Genomic DNA, 17603 nt, shown 5'->3' on the forward strand with positions numbered 1-17603 from the left:
CGACGGCGCGACGGCGCGTTTCTTTACCCGCGCGTCACTGGGTGCAAAAATCCTGCATTCCAAGCAGACGCGGTTTCGACCCACAGCCAGAAAAGGTACCTATGTCGCGACTGAGGACCATCGGCCACACCATCTCGTTCGCGCCCGCCACGCTCGGTCTCGTGCTCGTCGCCGCGGGCTGCTCGAGCAACTCGACCTCGAGCACGCCACCCCCCGCCGGCGCGAGAGAGAACACCGCGGACCTGGCCGCCCTCGAGCAGGCGGCGGACCTGCAGATGGAGGCCTACGCGGGACTCCTGCAGCTCTTCACCGAGAACGGCGCCAAGCCGCTCCTCGATCCGAGCCTGGACCTCGGGGAGAAGGGCAGCGCGAAGTACGAGCAGAGCGCCGCCAGGGTCCTCGAGCTCCTCGAGCAGGCGGCGAGCGCGTACTGGCTCGCCGACCGCGCGCTCGCCTCCCTCGGCGCCAAGCTGCCCGCCGAGGCGAAGGCCGATTTCGGGGACCGCATCCCCTTCTTCAATAGCCTGAAGGGCCTCTTCTGGGACACGACGCGCGGCGCGGCCAAGGAGGCTCGGGACAACGTGCTCGCCATCGTCGAGAAAGGGGGCGACAACGTGGCCACCGAGGTCTACGACGCCACCAAGAACCTGCAGGCCGCCGGGCGCCTGGATCTGACGACGTCGCGCCAGACGGACCAGCCCTCCGTGAGCCTCGGCGCGACCAAGGAGGAGTTCTTCAGCAAGCTGAAGGCCGGGGAGCTCGACGGCAAGATCTCCATGCTCAACCTGCACAAGGACCTCACGCAGGACGCATCCACGGAGTACGGCGCCATCGCAGCCCAGGAGAAGCGGCGCCCCTCGCTCGACAACGCCTACAAGACCGGCGCTTCCGCCGTCGCCGCCGGCGTGGACCTGCTCAAGGAAACGGTGGGGAACGTGGTGCACGCATCGGTCGAGAAGGCCGCACAGGCCGTCGAGGTCGTGGTCAAGGCCGAGGAGAAGGCGAAGGACGCGATCTCCTGGCTCAAGACCCAGGCCGAGCAGAAGGTGATCGGCCGCGTACGCGACTTCTTCGCCAAGAAGGCGCCCGAGACTCCACCCGCCGAGGTGGAACAAACGGGCAAGGACCTCGCGAAGGCCGTGCGTACCTTCGCGCAGCACACGGGGTCTGCGGGGCAGGCCGACCCTACCGCCAAGGCCTTCGGCGAGGGGTCCGGCACGGGCGCGGTGGAGCTCAAGCCGCAGGGCAAGGTCAGCGGAACGATCCTCGTGAGCAAGGACACGGCACGCCAGGCGGGCCACCTTCGGGTGCGCAACGGCGAGGTGCCCGCCGGGAAGAAGGTGCTCGTGCCGAGCGGCGAGGAGGTGCGCGCCGTGAGCCTGGGCGAAGGAAAGGCCGTCGCCGCGAGCCCCAAGCCCGTGGCCGTGAGCGAGAACCAGGCAGCGCCCCTCGAGCTGCCGCCGCCCGCCGCGCCGACGACGCCTCCTCCTCCCACGGGAGATGGAGTCTGGATGATCTGCTTCGTCGAGGGCCACGTGGCCTGCGTGAGCTACCCGGGCGACGCCGCGGCCTTCGAGAAGACGACCAAAGAAGCTCGCGACGAGCGCTGCAAGGTCGCCGCCTACGCGACCTACTACAAGGCGGGTCCGGGCTTCTGGTCGAACGAGGAGGCGTGCCGCTCGAACTGCCGCGAGGTGGGAACCTGGGGCACGGCGAAGTGCGACACGCCGCCGTAGCGGTGCCCTCGAGCCATCCACGGCCGACGCCGACGCAGCCTACTTCCAGAGCGTCTCCGGCTCGCTCGGACCGAGGAGCCGCTCGCGCCGTTCGCGGCACGCGCTCGCGCGATCGGGCTCGCCCGCCTCGCGGTAGATCGCCTCGCAGCTCTTCAGGTGCCGCTCGTCGAGGATGTCGAACTCCAGCAGCGCATCGAAGGTCCGCGCGGCCTGCTTGGGCATCCCGGCGCCGCGATACGCCTCGAGGAGCGCGGCGAGACGCTCCACCTCGCCCCCCGTCGTCTCCTTGCGGCGCGTGAGCAGCCGCACCGAGCGGTCGAACTCCTTGCTGCGGCGTGCGAGCTCGAAGATCCGCTCGTAAATCATGCGCCGGTCGAGCAGCAGCGCGTCCGGGTCGGTGCGGTCGTCGATCGTGCCGAGGAGTTCCTCGGCGAGCTGCCAGCCGAGCGGATAGTTCCCGACCGTCGTGGCCGCCTCGAGCTGGTAGTAGCGCCGCGCCGTGGGCCGGAAGCGTCCCATCGCCGAGAGCTTCGCGAGCGCCTCGCCCGCCCGCTCGCTCCGGAGGAGCGCCCGCCCCTCGACCAGCGCCCCTTCGGCGAGAAAACCCGGCTCCTTGGGCAGCGCCTGCGCGAGCGCGATGGCCTCGCCGAACTTGCGGTGCCGCAGGAGCGTGCGCGCGCGCTCGAGCCGGAGCTGCGGCTCGTCGCCGAAGCGCTGGAGCGCCCAGGAGGTGAACCGGTCCGAGAGGTCGTTCTTGAGGTGCACGAGGCGCGCCGTACCCGAGAGCGCGAGCCCCACCGGGGGCGGGCTCCCCTCGAGGGGGGGGAGGAAGTTGCCGCGCTCCATCTTCAGCTTCAGCAGGGCGTCGATGTGGTCGGGGTGCGCGCCGTAGAGGTTCCGCACCGCGCGGTACTCGAGGGTCGGCCGATCGTCGTGCATCACCTCCGTGGGAAAGCGCGCCAGGAGCGCCTCGATCGCGGGACGGTCGAGCAGGAAGCAGCCGAAGACGTGCTCGGGCTGCGCCCCCGGTCCGTAGGCCGCCAGGTGCACGCCGAGGCGCGCGTCGGCCTCGAAGGCCCGGCGGACCCGATCGAGGGAGAGGCGGAAGGGCTGCTCCGAGCCGAGGAGGAGCACGTCGTGCAGGTCGCTGAACCAGAGCTGCGCGTGCGGAAAGGAGTCGAGGAGCGTGCGCAGCACGAGCGCCACCGAGGCCGCGTCGATGCGGTAGAGCTGCAGCCACTGGCCGAAGACGCCGCCGGGCTTGAGGCGCCTCTTCACCAGGCGGTAGTAGTCGCGCGAGAAGAGGCCGCTCACGCCGGTCATCCACGGGTTCGACGGCTCCGAGACGATCACGTCGTACTGCTGCTTGCTGGTGAGCAGCCGGCTGCGGGCGTCGTCGTAGATCACGCGCAGCTTCGGGTGCTGGTCCACCTTGCCGTTCACGGGGTGGAAGAAGGGCGCGGCCTCGATCACGGCGCGCTCGATCTCCATCACGTCCACGCGCTTCAGCTCGGGGAAGAAGGTGGTGGTGTAGGCGGTCACCCCCGAGCCCCAGCCCACGATGGCCACCTGCTCGGGCCGCGGGTGGGCCAGCATCGCCACCGCGCCGAGGACCACCTGCGTCGGCATGTCGAGCGAGCTCGAAGCGTCGGGCTTGCCGTTGATGAGCAGCGAGAGCGACTGCCGGAACTGCCGCACCGAGATGGTGGCGTTCACCCCCTCGCGCAGAAAGAGCGCCTTGCTGGGGGCGCGGAGCAGGCGCTGTTCGAGCTCGAGCGGGTTCTTGGCCGCGACGCGGTCCAGGCGGTAGGCCAGCCCCGCGTCGTACACCTGGCTCGGCCACGGGGGCTGGGAAAGCGCCGCGCCGCCGACGAGCAGCACGAGCACGAGGGCGCCGGTGCGGCGGGCGGGTGTCCCGGCGAAGGCGAAGAGGCCCACCGCCGCGAGGAAGAGATTGATCCAGAAGCCCACGAGCAGGGTGGTGCGCGTGCCGAGCCACGGGATGAGCACGAAGCCCGTGAGCACGCTCCCGAGGATGGCCCCGCCGGTGTTGACGAGGTAGACCCCGCCGACGTCGCGCCCCACCTGCCCGAGGGCGCGCGAGATGATCCCCATGGCCATGGGGAGCGCGGCGCCGAGGAGGAGCGTCGGAACGAAGAGCAGCACGGCCGCGAAGAGGCACTCGAAGGAGAGGACGCGGTAGAAGGTGAGGCCCGGCACCTGCGCGAGGCGCACGAGCGCGCCGGGAAACTCGGGGATCACCGCCAGCGAGACGGCCGCCCACATCACGAGCGCGAGCAGGACCAGCGCCAGGTTGAAGACCGTGGGGAGGCGCCCGCGGGCGAAGTAACTATAGAGCAGCGAGCCGAGCGCGATCCCGACGAGGAAGATGCCGAGGACCAGCGTGAAGGCGTAGGTCGAGCTGCCCATGAGCAGCGAGAGGAGGCGGGTCCAGACCACCTCGTAGGACATCGAGAGGAGGCCCGTGAGAAAGACCGCCACGGCGCAGAAGAGCACGGTCGGACGGCGTAGATGGGCCCGCAGCCCCACCTCGGGGCCCGCCGCGGCGGTGGGCGCGGGCGGCGCGGAGGGCTCGCGCTCCTCCCCGGCGCGACGCAGGGCCCAGAGCACGGCCGCGCCGATGAGCGCGTTCACGGTGGCCGCGAGGAGGATCGAGCGATAGAGGCCCAGTCGCTCGATGAGGAGCGTCCCCGCGAGGAGCGTGCCGGCCGCGGCGCCGATGGTGTTGATGCCGTAGAGCCGGCCCACGTCCCGGTGCAGCTCGGCGCGGCGCTGCACGATGGCCCGGGCGAGCGCGGGGAGCGTGCCCCCCATCATCCCGGCGGGGAAGGCCAGCACGGGGAAGGCCAGGACGAGCTTCAGCACGGCCGACGCCACGGGGCCGAGCTCGAACGCGCGCTGGAGCCCGCCGTAGAGCGTCTCGACCAGGTCCAGGAGCGGGAGCGAGACGAGCGCGAAGGCCGCCACTCCGAGCTCGAGCCAGGCGTAGGTCCGGAAGCCCGAGCGCACCGCGTCGACGCGCCGTCCGACGACGTAGCTCCCGATACCCAGCCCCGCCATGAAGGCCGCGAGCACCGTCGTGACCGAATAGGTCGTGCTGCCGAAGACGGCGTAGAGCCGCCGCGTCCAGATCAGCTCGTAGACGAGCCCGGTCAGCCCCGAGCCGAAGAAGCACACGGCCACCAGCGCCAGAGGCAACGGCGAGTCCGTCCGTCGGTCGCGCTCCATGGGTCCCTGGTATATCACGAGGTCGTGCGGGCCACCGATTGTTGGTGCCGCGCCCTGCACCGGAGTATCGTCCGCGCATCCCGCACCCAAGGAGACGCCGATGATTCGCCCCCTCGCCCGCACGCTCGCCCTGCTCGGCCTCGGACTGCTCTACGCAGCGCCCGCTGAGGCCGCGCCCACCATGACCGTCGTATTCTCGAAACAGCCGATCAAGAGCCCCAAGCCCGAAGGTGCGGGAGGAACGACCACCTTCGAGGCCGGTGACCCGATCTACGCCCGGATCTACACGACCAGCGGCCAGAGCATCCTCAGCCATCAGAACATCAAGGGGAACCCGGTCGGCTTCTCCCTCTCCGTGGACGGCAACCGCATCAACTACTACGCGCTCGAGCTGACCAAGGAGGAGCTCGGCCGTCCCTTCGCCGACCTGCACCTCTTCCCGAAGGCCGGCACACCGCCGCAGATGGTCCAGACGCAGACCAAGAAGCGTGCGGTGCTGGCCGAGGTGCTGACCTCGCAGCTCTCCGAGGGGACCCACGAGGTGGCCGTGGACATGGGCAACTGGGGGAAGTCCACCTTCAAGATCACCCTCGGTGCCGACGGCAAGGACAAGCTCGAGAAGCTGGCGAAGGCCGCCGAGGCCTCGACGATGGGGACCGAGACCCTTCCCAAGCCCGCCATGCGCAACAAGGCGCTCGAGGGGAAGATGCTCGGCCTGGCGAAGAAGTCCTCTCACCTCTCCAAGGACAAGATCCTGAGCGTGGTGATCACCGACGGCTGGACGGTCGAGCACCACAAGGTGACGGGGAAGCCGATCGAGAAGAACATCTTTGCGGCGGTGGCGCAGCAGGAGAGCGCCGACAAGTGCTACTACCAGACCATCCGCTTCACGCAGCCGCACCTGGGCGGCGGCCGCTACGGCGCGCTGGCCGTGGGAGGCGTGGGCCTCGGCACGAAGAAGTATCTGGCCTGCAAGAACGCCCGTCGCTGACGCGCGCTGTCCCCGGGACCCCCGGGGCCGCTAGCCGTCGTCGTCCAGGGCTCTCCGCCGAGAGCGCCCGCAGATGCGCTACCATGGCCGCAATGACCACCTCCACGACGCACAAGGGCCCGACCGCCCTCGATCACCTCCGCAGGCTCTGGGACCCGGTGCAGCTACAGCTCTGGCTGCGCGAGAGCCGCGGCCAGCACGGCGCGGCGATCTACGGGCGACGGCAGCTCGCGATCTTCTTGCTCACCGTGCGGCGGCTGCGCGACGACGAGATCTCGCGGCAGGCGGCCGCCCTGACCTACTACACGCTCCTCTCGCTCGTCCCGCTCCTCGCCGTGGGCTTCGCCCTCTTCAAGGCCTTCGGCGGCCTGCGCGCGCTCGAGGGCCCCTTGCGCCAGTTCGTGGTCGACAACCTCGCTCCGGCGCAGCAGGCCGAGGTGGGGCTCTGGCTCGATCGCTTCCTCACCAGCATCAACGCCGGGGCCATCGCGGGGGTCGGCGTGCTGATCCTCTTCTACTCGGCCGTGGGACTGCTCTCGAGCGTGGAGCAGTCCTTCAACCGCATCTGGGGCATCCAGCGCGTGCGCGCGCTGCCCATCCGCTTCGCCATCTACTGGTGCCTGATCACGCTCGCGCCGCCGCTCATCGGCGTGTCGCTCTCCATCTCGGCCCAGCTCCAGCGCTCGTCCTTCGTCACCGCCGTGACCCACTGGCTCCCCTTCGGCCTCGGACGCTGGCTCGTCTCGGGGGCCGGGCTCGTCTCCGTCTGCCTGGCCTACTTCCTCATCTTCCTCATCGTGCCGAACATTCGCGTGCGCTGGCGCAGCGCCCTCGTCGGCGGCCTCGTAGCCGGGCTGCTCTGGAGCGGCTGCAAGGTGCTCTTCGTCTGGGCCTCCGCCGGCTCGGCCAAGCAGAGCGCCGTCTACGGCGCGCTGAGCGCCCTGCCGCTCCTCATCCTCTGGCTCTACTACAGCTGGGTCATCACCCTCTTCGGCGTGACCTTCACCTTCGCCAACCAGATGATCAACAGCGACGCGCCGCTCCAGCCCTACGGCGTCACGCCCACCGCCGCCTTCCGCGAGCAGCTCCTCGTGCGGCTGACCGTCGAGGTGGCCGACGACTTCGCCGCCGGCAAGCCCGCCCCCACCGCCGCCGAGCTCGCCGACCGCGCCGGAACCATGCTGTCGGTGGTGCTGCCGGCCCTCGACCTGCTGGTGGAACAGCACGTCCTGACGGAGGTGCAGCCCGAAGGCTACGTGCTCGCGCGAGCCGCCGAGACGCTCCACCTCGAGGACGTGGTGCGCGTGGCTCGCGAACGCGCGGGCACTCCGCTCGAGCTCGGCGCCCCCCGCGAAGGAGCCGTCTCCGAGGCGCACAGGCTGCTCGGCGAGGCGGACGCCGCCCGCTACGCGGCGCTCGGAGCGGCGGATCTCGCGCACCTCACGGTGTCGCAGCAGAAGCCCGGCGAGCCGCCGACGCGCGGCGCGTGAGGACCTTCGTAGACGGAGGGGAGGAAGAACGAGGGTCAGCAGACCGCCGACCCTCGACGAGCAGGCGCTACTTGCAGCACTTCATGGTCTTGCCGCCCACGTTGTCGCAGGTGCCGAAGTCGACGTGCGACATGGTGGAGGGGCAGGTGGGCCAGAACCAGATCGCATACTCTGCCGCCACGCAGGTCCCGCCGCGGCTGGCGCAGTTTCCGCCGCTGCCGTTGCTGCCACTCGGCGGATTGCCACCGGCGGGCGGGTTGCCGCCGGGGCCGGTGCTCGGAGCCGGCGCGGTGCAGCTCGCCACGTTGGAGCCGACGCACCCCGTGGCCTCGCTCCAGTACTGCTTGGGCTGGAAGCACACGCAGCGGCCGTTGTAGCTGTCCTTGGCCGTTCCCTGCCCGCAGACGTGCAGGTTGTCGGTCCGGCACTTCTCGTAGGCCGCATCCTCGGCCGGGCAGCGCGACGGCGCGCAGGGGCAATTGGTCCACACGCCACCGGTGTAGATGCACTTGCCGAAAGCCGTCTGGCCGAGCGGGTCGCACTGCTGCGCGGTCGGCTGGTCCGTGGACCAGTCGCTGGAGTTCATCGGGATGGTCATCACGGCCGCCTGCAGCTCGCGCATGTCCTGCGGTCCGGAGACGACGAACTTCTGGAGCTGCGAATCCTGGTAGAGCACGTTCACCCACTTGCCGCAGTCCACCTTGCTGTCGAGGACGCGGGTCGTGGTGTCGGCGAGGTCGTTGGTGTAGCCGACCTGGCAGCCGCCCTGCACGCGGCAGTGGCGCTTGGTCTGCGCGGGGAGCGTGCTCGGAACCTGGACCTGCGAGCGGGCCAGGTCGGGGCGGAAGGCCCACTGCCCGTAGCCCGCGCCGATGTCGAGGAAGAGGAACTCGTTGCCCGCCGGGCCCTGGTTGGCCCACGACACGGCGTAGCGGTAAGCGCCGCCGCCGAGGCTCTTGCGCACGTAGGCCGGGATGACCTTGCCGTAGGTCGCCTGCTCCTGCACCGTCATGGTGAAGTTGTTGCCGGGGGCCGAGAAATCGAAGGAGCGGTACACGGGGCAGTTCGTGCCCTGGCACTCGACCCACTGAACCCAGCTCGCGCCCACCGAGCTACCGGGCGGCGTGTAGGGCGGAATGATCGGCTGCGGCGTCGGCTGCGAAGGCCCGAAGGTGCAGGCGCCGTTCTCGATGCGCGCCCCCTTCGGGCAGCAGTACGACCAGGCCCCGTTACCAACCGGGCAGTTCGTGGCGCCGCTGATGAAGCCGGTGGAGCAGCTCAGCCCCGGTCCCCCGAGGAGCGAATCGCAGGTCGCCGTGGCGGGCGCAGGAGCGACGGCTCCCGCGACGCAGCGGCCGGCCGGAGCGAGTCCCGTCTGATTCGCCACGCAGAAGCACCAGTTCGCGTCGCGGTTCCCGCAGCACTCGTTCTCGTAGCAGAAGTACGGGTCGCGGCAGGTGTGCTTCACGAAGCCGGCCGAGTCCAGCACGCAACCGTTGGCCTGCGCGGGAGGCGGCACGTAGGCCGGAGCCACCGGGGTCCCTTGCGGAGCCCAGGCGGGGATCGTCTGACCGACGCAGTTCCCGTCGCAGAGCTTGGACCAGATCGCGTTGTAGGCGCAGTAGCCGCCCGGCTCGCGCGACGGATTGGCATCCCACGCCGGGGCGGCGCAGGTGCAGCCGCTCCCCTTGATCACACAGGGGTAGGTCGACGTGTCCATGCGCCGTCGGGTCAGCTCCCCCGTCGCCTCGAACGCCGCGTCTCCGCAGCCGCTCGCCCAGCCCAGCACCACCACCATCACGATCTTCGCTTGCTTTCGCATTGTCCTCTCCCGTGCCGGCGGTCGCCGTGAACCGACCTCTATCCCGCCGTTCAACGAGCGCCATAGCAATCGAGGTGCCAGTCGGAGGCCCCAACATGTGTCGGAGGATCCGCACACCTGGCCGCAGGGTGGCCACCCGAGAGTCTCCGCGGGTCGATGGGGCTGACGTCGAATCGGAGAGCGAGGACCGCGGGCCCTCAGGGGAGCGACAGCGTCCGGGTGCGCACCACGCGCCCGCGAGCGTCGATGTCCCGCGCGACGGCGGCCAGGCCGTCGGTCATGGTCACGCGCCAGGCAGCGCCGTGCTTGCTGGCCGAAAGCTCCACCGTCTCCCCGGGAGCCCGCAGGCTGAAGTCGAAGAGCCGCTGCGCCGCCAGCTGCCAGACGTCCTGCGGCCGCGGGTCGAAGATCACATCGCCCACCCGGTACGAGGCGACCCGGCCGTGGTCGTTGAACTTGAACCGGATCGGCTGTCCGGCGGGGTTCACGCCGCGAACCATGTCTTCGATCGCCCGCGAGGTCAGGTGCACGCCTCCAGGGGCCGCCTCCGGCAGCTGCAGCCCGGCGAGGTTTCGCACGACGAAGCGCGCGAGCTCCCGCGCCTCGACTGACGACGCCCGCGAGACGACCCGCCTCGCCGAGGCGGGCTGCCCCACGGCCAAAAGCGCGAGCGCTCCCGTCCACACGACCACGCGACGGCGCACGAGTCCCATGACGCTTACCTCCTCCACACGAACGTGGCTTGCGTCGGGCCCACTGTGCAAAGGTCATTCCCCCCGCGCCCACGGCCGTAAGCCGCGGAGACTGTTCCTCGGCCACGCGCGTCCGCGTCGGCCCGCGCCGGTGCCTTCGCCACGGTTCGAGCGGCTCGCGACCGATTTTCGGCGTCCCCGCCCACGAACGCCCCGTCCGCCCTGCGGAAGGCCCCCTCGGCCCTTGACGTCCCGCTTTCGGTCGGCCCATGATGCGCGCCGCCACCAGCCTGGTTGAACCATGAAACGCGTCGCGACCCTCGCCCTCCTCGGGCTCGCCGGCAGTGCCGGCTGCAGCTTTCAACGCATGGCCCTCGATCAGACGGCCACCATCCTCAAGAAGGGGATGCCGGCCTTCGAGCGCGAAGGGGACTACGAGCTCGCCGCCGCGGCGCTCCCCCCCAACGTCAAGATGATCGAAGGCTTCCTTCAGACCGGGCCCGACAGCGAGGACCTGCTGCTCATGGCCGCCCAGGCCTTCACCTCCTACGCCATGGTGGTCCTCGAGGACCGCTGGGAGTCCGCCGAGGAGGACAGCCCCGCCGCCGAGGAGCTGCGCCTGCGCGCCAAGAACACCTACCTCCGCGGCTACCGCTACGGCCTGCAGCTCCTCGAGCTGCGCCACCCCGGCATCACCCAGGTCGTCGAGAAGGGGCGCGAGCCGGAGCTGCTGGCGGCGCTCGCGAAGATGGAGCCCGAGGACGCGGTGGGCCTTTTCTGGACCGGGATGCCCCTCGGCAGCGCGATCAACCTCGGGCGCGACGACGTGCAGCTCATCTCGCGGCTCCCCAAGGTCAAGGCCCTCGTCCGGCGCGCGGTCGAGCTCGACGAGGCCTACTACCACGCGGGCAGCCACATGGTGCTCGGCGCGATGAAGGGCAGCACGGCCAAGATGCTCGGGGGCGAGCCCGAGGAGGCGCGCAAGCACTTCGAGCGCGCGCTCTCGCTCACCGGGCGGCGCTTTCTCCTCATCCACGTGATGTACGCGACGACCCTCGCCGTGCAGCTCCAGGACAAGGCCCTCTACAAGAAGCTCCTCGACGAGGTCGTGCACGCGGACCTCTCCATCGACCCCGACCAGAAACTCGCGAACGTCGTCGCCCAGCGCCGGGCCCGCCGGGCCTTGGCCAAGATCGACGAGATGTTCTAGCCGCACTGGGAGAATGATCATGCGCACCCTGTCCCCCCTCGGCGCGACGCTGGCGCTGTGCCTCGCGCTCGCCCCCGCCGCTCGCGCGGAGACCGAGATCAAGATCGCCACGCTCGCGCCTCGCGGCTCGGTCTGGATGCAGGTCCTGAACAAGATGAAGGCCATGGTGGCCCAGCAGACCAAGGGCGAGGTGAAGCTCCACTTCTACCCGGGGCAGGTGCAGGGGGACGAGGTGGACGTGGTGCGCAAGATGCGCACGGGGCAGGTCCACGGCGGCGCCTTCACCACCGTCGGGCTCCAGCAGCTCAACCCGAAGGTGCTGGTGCTGCAGATCCCGACCCTCTTCGTGGACTACGCCCTGCTCGACCGCGTGCGCGACCAGCTGCGGGCGGAGCTCGAGGCCACCTTCCTCGAGAAGGGCTACGTGCTCCTCGGCTGGGGGGAGATCGGCAAGATCTACCTCTTCTCCAAGAATAAGATCGGCAGCCTGAAGGAGATCGCGAAGCAGAAGGTCTGGGCCTGGACCGACGACCCGCTCCCCAAGGCCATGCTGCGCGCGCTCGGCGTCTCGCCGCGGCTCCTCGGCGTGCCGCAGGTCCTCCCCGGGCTGAACACCGGCATCATCGACACGGTCTACACCTCGCCCTACGGCTGCATGGCCCTGCAGTGGCACACCAAGGTCAAGTACATGCTCGACGCGTCCTTCGGCGTGGCCAACGGCGCCACGGTGATCACCAAGGCCGTCTTCGACAAGCTCACCCCCGAGCAGCAGAAGATCCTCAGGACCCTCGCCGACAAGGCCCACCGCGTGCTCATCAAGCGCATCCGCCAGGACAACGACAAGGCGCTCGAGACCCTCAAGGCCGAGGGGCTCGAGGTGGTGCAGGTCTCCGAGGCGGACAAGCAGGCCTTCCGGAAGGCGGCCACCGCCGTCGGACTCTCCTTCGTGCCGCGCTACTACCCGAAGGAGCTCTACGACAAGGTGCTCAAGCTGGCCAAGTAGTCCCCACGCCTGGAACACCGTTCGGCGTTCCAGCCCGCCCTCCCGCTCGTCCGAGGTGAACCGTGCACCTATTGACCCGGTTGGACCGTGCGCTCGCCAAGACCGAGGAGGTGATCCTCGCGCTCCTCCTCGTGGGCATGGTGCTGCTCGCCTCGCTCCAGGTGCTGCTGCGCAACGTCTGGGATACGGGCCTCGACTGGGCCGACATCTCGCTGCAGCACCTGACGCTCCTTCTCGGCCTCCTCGGCGCGGCGATCGCCACGAGCGAAGGCCGCCACCTGAACATCGACCTCTTCTCGCGGGCGCTGAAGGGGCGCGCGCAGTACGGCCTGCGCGTCCTGCTCAACCTCTTCTCCGTGGTCGCCTGCGGATTTCTCGTGCGCGGCGGCTGGCAGGCCTACCAGGCCACCCTCGGTTCGTGGAAGGACACCATCCCCACCGGCTGGACGTCCGGCCGGCAGCTCGGCCAGCAGCTCACGGAAGGGACCTTTCCCCCGTGGCTCGCGCAGCTCGCGCTCCCCATCGGCTTCGGCCTGGTCGGGTTTCACTTTTTGCTCCGGCTGGTGCGGGACGCGGGGAGCCTGGTCACCAACCGCCCCTGGGAGCTGAAGGACGAGACGATCCTCGAGGGAGACGACGCGCTCGACGAGATGGAGCGGCAGGCCGGCGGTGACGGGCACGGAGGGGAGAAGCGATGATCCTGGGCTATCCGCTCCTCGCGCTGTTCGGACTCCTCGGCGCGCCGCTCTTCCTCGTCATCTCGGGGGTCGCGCTCTACGGCTTTCTCACGCACGGGCGCCCCCCCGCCGACGTGACGGGCGAGATCAGCAAGCTGGTCCAGATGGACACGCTGATCACGATCCCCTTCTTCACCTTCGCCGGCTATCTGCTGGCCGAAAGCGGGGCGCCGCGGCGGCTCGTGGCGGTGAGTCGCGCGCTCCTCGGCTGGATGCCCGGCGGCATGGCCATCGTGGCCCTCTTCGCCTGCGCCTTCTTCACCACCTTCACGGGCGCCTCGGGGATCACCATCGTGGCGCTCGGTGGCCTCCTCCTGCCGGTGCTCCTGCAGCAGAAGTACCCGCGGGATATCGCGCTCGGCCTCATCACGACGGGCGGCAGCCGCGGCCTCATCTTTCCGCCTAGCCTGCCGGTCATCGTCTACGGCTACGTGGCCGGCGTGGATATCACGCGCCTCTACATCGCGGGACTCGTGCCGGGCTTCATCGACGTCGGGATCGTGGCCCTCTTCTGCGTCTACGTCGGGATCAAGTACAAGGTGCCGCGCGTCCCCTTCGACGGGCCCGGGGCCCTCGTCGCCCTCTGGAAGGCCCTCCCCGAGGTGCTGCTGCCTATCCTGCTCACGATCTTCATCCTGACCGGTATCTTGAAGGTCCCCGAGGCGGCGGCCATGACCGCGCTCTACGTGCTGATCGTGGAGGTGCTGATCTACCGCGACGTGCACCCCCTCCGCGACCTGCCGCGCATCACGAAGGAGAGCATGGTCCTCTGCGGCGCGATCCTGGTGATCGTCGGCGCGTCGCTCGGCCTGACGAACTTCCTCGTCGACCAGGGGATCCCGCAGCTCATCGTGGAGTTCTTCCGCAAGTTCATCACCAGCAAGGTGGTCTTCCTGCTCGCGCTGAACGTGCTGCTGCTGATCGTCGGCTGCATGATGGACATCTTCTCGGCCATCGTGATCGTCGTGCCGCTCATCATGCCGCTCGCCGCCGACTTCGGCGTGCACCCGATCCACCTGGCGATCATCTTCCTCATCAACCTGGAGATCGGCTTCAACACCCCCCCCGTCGGAATGAACCTCTTCATCTCCAGCTTCCGCTTCCGCCAGCCCATCATGCGGCTCTACAAGGCGGTGCAGATCTATCTCCTCCTGTCGATCGTCGCGCTCGCCGTCATCACCTACGTCGAACCCCTCTCGCTCTTCGGCGTGCCCAAGGATCAGGCCACGACGCCAAAGGGTGGGCCCGCCGCGACCCCCGCCAAGGGCAAGGCCACGCCCGACAAGGCCGGCAAGCCCGCCGACGGCAAGTCGACGGACGGCAAGAAGCCCGGCGCGGGGGCCAAGTCCGACGGCCTCTGCGACGAGAAGGTCCCGAACGACCCCGACTGCGACGACTCCGCGATCGATAAGGAGCTCGACAAGGAGATGGAGTCCGACGGCGGCGTAGGGGGCGTGAGTGGCGGGGCCGACGGAGGCGGGAGCCGGGATGGGGGCGTGGGGGGGAGCGGCAAATCGGGGTAGTGCACGCGGCCGGCAGTGCCATATGGCCATAGCGCAGCGGCTATCACGCAAACATTGCGCGATTAACGGCGCCGCAGGTCACCGTATGCTCGTAGGAAAACGCTTGACCTACGTGTTACGCCGTGTATCATGAGTTTGTCGTTATTCTTGCCTTGGGGAGAATCCAGATGAAGCTAACCTATCCCCCCCCCTCGGGATTTTCGCGTGTTTACGCGGCCCGTCGTGCGGTAAGGGCTACGCTCCCTGGCGTGTCCCTGCTCCTGCTGGCGCTTTCCGGCTGCGGTGACGCGCCTCTCGCCATTAGCAGCAAGAAGGCCGCCACCTGGCATCTCACCACCTGTACGCCCACGGACGGCATCCCCTTCAGGCTGACCCACCGCGAGTTCGAGACGCGGCATCCGTACCAGGGCAACGGCGGCTGGTACCAGAATAACCAGGTCGCGCGCACGGACATCCTGGTGAGCCCGGCCGTCGCCACAATGACCTTCGGCATGCCGGTGCTGAACTACATCGAGGTTCTTTGGGACAATCTGACCTTGGAGCATGCGACGGGCCCGGGCTATTCGGAGTTCACCGGATATTTCGGGCCGTGGGGACTCGGCCCCTACGCGCCCCTCCGTTCGCAGAGCGGCGCCACGGGCCGCTATCGCTTGATCTTCACTACCGATACGAGCGTCAGTGGTTTCCAGGGGTGGACCCTCGAGAACGTGACCGCTACCTGCGTACAGGACGTGCAGCAGCCCCGCGCCGTGGAGGTCCTGGCCAACGAGCCCTATCAGGGCGTGCTCATCGGACCGACCGACGCCATCTACGTGAAGTTCTGGCAACGAGCAGACTCGGCTTACTACGTGCACGTCCTGCGCACCACGCCCACGGATTTGACGCGCGGCTTCGCGCCGGAGGTGTACATCGACCCGGTTCAGGAGGCCGACGCGGGCCACGCGCTGCTGGGCACCCACACCCCATTCACAGACTGCCCCATCGAGGAGCGACCCGGCGGTTGTGATGTGATGCGCCGCGTCGACCCCTCGGGCTACGACCGGTGGGTCTACGTGACGATCCGGTCCTCCCCGAACGCCTTCCCGGCGGGCGGCGCGGGCCACTTCCGGCTGCGCATTAACCGCCAGACGACCACCAATCCCCCGCTGCCTGCCAGCGGCGCCATCCGCGTGGCCGTGCCACCGACGAACTTCACCGACGTCAACAACGCCTGCAACCAGATGCGAGTGAAGAACGTGCGGAGGAGCCTCCTCGCGGCCGCGCAGGCCTACTACGGCTTCACGAACGGCACGTCGCTCATCCCGCGCTTCTACCTGCACTGGAACGTCCAGGACGTGGGCGCCTTCAGCACCGCCCACAAGGACTCGCTCGTCGTGGACAACCCAGGGGGCGCGGTCTTACCGGCGAACGCCGAGGGCTACTGCCGGGTGCTTGGACACCGGGCCAACCGGACAGCCATCGCCGAATCGAATTTCGGCTGCAACGGGCAGTACTACAACGGGCAATATCTCTACGACGACGCGACGAAGAAGCAGCTTCAACACGCCGGCACCGTCATGGCCCACGAATGGGGTCATTGCCTCTTGTGGTTGCAGGACGAGTTCCGATCGAGCGATGGGTCACCCACCTGCGGCCACTCCCTCATGCACAGCGCCGTCTTCGTGTCGAACGACCACAACGACTACCTGGCCGTCGCGTGCACGAGCTACAACTGGGGCTATAGCTCGGCGGGTGACTGGAACGGTGGCAGCGAGCGCAACTGGGACCACCCCCGGCAGTTGTTCTGGGGCGAGCACCTCGTCTCCTCCTGGTCGCGACTGCTGAACGATGCGAACCTTGAGCTCTACTTTGGGCTCGATGCGCCGGCCTCGCCCGCCCGCTACTGGCCAGCCCATCTCAGCGGCATACCCCGCGCCGGAGGGTACCCCTTCAACCGCCACGTAGAACTCTATGAGTGCACGAATCAGGAGATGAGTAGCTGCAGCCCCTCCCAGTGGCCCGATGACACGACCATGGGACAGTGAGCGGGAGATCGACGCCATGAACGACTCGGCCAACGCGACCCCGTCAAGGAGAACGACCGTGCTGCGAGCCTACGGTGCTGCCCTGTTTCTGATCGCCACGACCGGATTGGTGCAGCACGCCCACGCGACGACGCCTATCCCGGCGGATGTGGTTGGACTCGGCATCATGAGCCCGTCGCCGGGGGCCTCCGGGCTAGAACCCGACACTCAGGTTCTCCTGACGGTGGGAGCGTTCCGCAACCGCCAACGCGTCACGCAGGCCGCGGCCGACCTCGGCGCGTCGCTCGAGCTCTGGGACATCACCTCCGGCACGAAGCTCGGCCACGTGCTCGGTGCCGCGACGCTGTCCCACGACTCGGGCTGGTGGGTCATCGCTCTGAAGCCCTCCGCGCCGCTGCAGGTCAGTCACGAGTACGGCGTTCGGCTGGCCACCCACCCGAAGTACAGCACAGCCGCGAGCGATGGCACGCTGACCCATTTCTACGTGGGCTCGCGTCCCCGTGTGGCCGAGGTCATCCTCAAACGCGGCGCCGTTCGACGGCCGCCGACCTACCTGCCTCAGGTTCAGGCGACCCTGAGCGTGCGCTTCTCCGAGCCGATGCGCAGCACGGCGGTGCGGACTGCCATGAGCATCACGAACACGCTAACCGGGACGCGGCTGACCCTCGTACCGTCGAACGAAGGGGCAGACCCCTCGCCGCGCTTCACGGTCGTGCTCGGCGCCTCGGTCGGCTGGGATACGGGCCAAGATCACCGCCTTCGTGTCGAGGCCTCCGCAACCTCGGCGAAGGGCGCGGGTCTCGACGGCAAAGCGCAGCAGCCGGCGGGTACCCCTCAGGCCTTCGAGTATGTTCTTTCAACTGGAACCCTGAAGAAGGTTCTTCCGTCCACCGGCACGGCCCTGTTTCACTGCAGCCGCTTCGGCTGGTGGACGGGCAACGCGCCCGTCGCGCGGAGCCCCGTCTGTGTCTCCGCCACACCGTGAGCGAGCCAGATGATCCACCGAGCGGCTCCATCGTTCCGAGCAGCAAGCGCCCTAATCTTCACAGCCGCCAGTGCCTTAGTGAGCTGCAGCAGCCCTGAGGTCCCAGTGCCACCCGAGCCCACGAAGGCCTGGCTCAGCGTC

At 69.0% G+C, this 17603-nt stretch carries 11 protein-coding genes and 1 pseudogene; 9 read left to right on the forward strand and 3 right to left on the reverse strand.

The features are described 5' to 3' along the window. The first annotated feature begins 101 nt into the window (after nucleotides 1–101). Nucleotides 102–1736 (forward strand): hypothetical protein, encoded by a 1635-nt coding sequence (locus tag IT371_09175; protein MCC6747816.1) that lies wholly within the window; start codon nucleotides 102–104, stop codon nucleotides 1734–1736. Nucleotides 1737–1775: 39 nt separating this feature from the next. On the opposite strand, the gene IT371_09180 is transcribed toward IT371_09175, so the two are convergent. Further along, entirely contained in the window at nucleotides 1776–4985 is a 3210-nt protein-coding gene (locus tag IT371_09180; protein MCC6747817.1) for a fused MFS/spermidine synthase, read from the reverse strand. 100 nt (nucleotides 4986–5085) lie between these two features. Here IT371_09180 and IT371_09185 point away from each other — a divergent pair, with 100 nt between their 5' ends. Next, the gene (locus IT371_09185) at nucleotides 5086–5976 is read left to right on the forward strand and encodes a hypothetical protein (protein ID MCC6747818.1); all 891 of its coding nucleotides are present in this window, start codon (nucleotides 5086–5088) and stop codon (nucleotides 5974–5976) included. A 92-nt stretch (nucleotides 5977–6068) separates the two neighbouring features. Continuing rightward, nucleotides 6069–7466, forward strand: coding sequence for a YihY family inner membrane protein (locus IT371_09190; GenBank protein ID MCC6747819.1), 1398 nt, complete (start codon nucleotides 6069–6071; stop codon nucleotides 7464–7466). A 67-nt stretch (nucleotides 7467–7533) separates the two neighbouring features. Here IT371_09190 and IT371_09195 read toward each other — a convergent pair whose 3' ends face one another. Then, nucleotides 7534–9288 (reverse strand): hypothetical protein, encoded by a 1755-nt coding sequence (locus IT371_09195; GenBank protein MCC6747820.1) that lies wholly within the window; start codon nucleotides 9286–9288, stop codon nucleotides 7534–7536. A gap of 197 nt (nucleotides 9289–9485) precedes the next feature. Continuing rightward, a complete protein-coding gene (locus tag IT371_09200) occupies nucleotides 9486–10001 on the reverse strand; it encodes a hypothetical protein (protein MCC6747821.1) in 516 nt (171 codons plus the stop codon). Between the two features lie 280 nt (nucleotides 10002–10281). Here IT371_09200 and IT371_09205 point away from each other — a divergent pair, with 280 nt between their 5' ends. The 6 genes and pseudogenes from IT371_09205 to IT371_09230 all read left to right on the forward strand — a co-directional run bounded on the left by IT371_09205 (nucleotide 10282) and on the right by IT371_09230 (nucleotide 17462). Then, nucleotides 10282–11190 carry a hypothetical protein gene (locus tag IT371_09205; GenBank protein MCC6747822.1) on the forward strand — a complete coding sequence of 303 codons (909 nt, stop codon included), beginning with the start codon at nucleotides 10282–10284 and terminating at the stop codon, nucleotides 11188–11190. 19 nt (nucleotides 11191–11209) lie between these two features. After that, complete coding sequence (gene dctP / locus IT371_09210; GenBank protein MCC6747823.1) at nucleotides 11210–12193, forward strand: TRAP transporter substrate-binding protein DctP; 984 nt, start codon at nucleotides 11210–11212, stop codon at nucleotides 12191–12193. Between the two features lie 62 nt (nucleotides 12194–12255). Then, the gene (locus IT371_09215) at nucleotides 12256–12891 is read left to right on the forward strand and encodes a TRAP transporter small permease (protein MCC6747824.1); all 636 of its coding nucleotides are present in this window, start codon (nucleotides 12256–12258) and stop codon (nucleotides 12889–12891) included. Then, nucleotides 12888–14135, forward strand: a pseudogene (locus IT371_09220) (TRAP transporter large permease). Before IT371_09215 ends, IT371_09220 begins: the two are co-directional and overlap by 4 nt. A 566-nt stretch (nucleotides 14136–14701) precedes the next feature. Continuing rightward, nucleotides 14702–16477, forward strand: a complete 1776-nt coding sequence (locus IT371_09225) for a hypothetical protein (GenBank protein MCC6747825.1) — start codon at nucleotides 14702–14704, stop codon at nucleotides 16475–16477. 58 nt (nucleotides 16478–16535) lie between these two features. Next, a complete protein-coding gene (locus IT371_09230; GenBank protein ID MCC6747826.1) occupies nucleotides 16536–17462 on the forward strand; it encodes a hypothetical protein in 927 nt (308 codons plus the stop codon). Nucleotides 17463–17603 lie beyond the last annotated feature (141 nt).

Source organism: Deltaproteobacteria bacterium, assembly GCA_020848905.1.
Taxonomy (GTDB): Bacteria; Myxococcota_A; Polyangia.

Excerpts from the sequence above, each read along its gene's own strand:
- IT371_09175 (MCC6747816.1), top strand. The coding sequence starts at position 102 with ATGTCGCGACTGAGGACCATCGGCCACACCATCTCGTTCGCGCCCGCC.
- IT371_09180 (MCC6747817.1), bottom strand. The coding sequence starts at position 4,985 with ATGGAGCGCGACCGACGGACGGACTCGCCGTTGCCTCTGGCGCTGGTG.
- IT371_09185 (MCC6747818.1), top strand. The coding sequence starts at position 5,086 with ATGATTCGCCCCCTCGCCCGCACGCTCGCCCTGCTCGGCCTCGGACTG.
- IT371_09190 (MCC6747819.1), top strand. The coding sequence starts at position 6,069 with ATGACCACCTCCACGACGCACAAGGGCCCGACCGCCCTCGATCACCTC.
- IT371_09195 (MCC6747820.1), bottom strand. The coding sequence starts at position 9,288 with ATGCGAAAGCAAGCGAAGATCGTGATGGTGGTGGTGCTGGGCTGGGCG.
- IT371_09200 (MCC6747821.1), bottom strand. The coding sequence starts at position 10,001 with ATGGGACTCGTGCGCCGTCGCGTGGTCGTGTGGACGGGAGCGCTCGCG.
- IT371_09205 (MCC6747822.1), top strand. The coding sequence starts at position 10,282 with ATGAAACGCGTCGCGACCCTCGCCCTCCTCGGGCTCGCCGGCAGTGCC.
- dctP (MCC6747823.1), top strand. The coding sequence starts at position 11,210 with ATGCGCACCCTGTCCCCCCTCGGCGCGACGCTGGCGCTGTGCCTCGCG.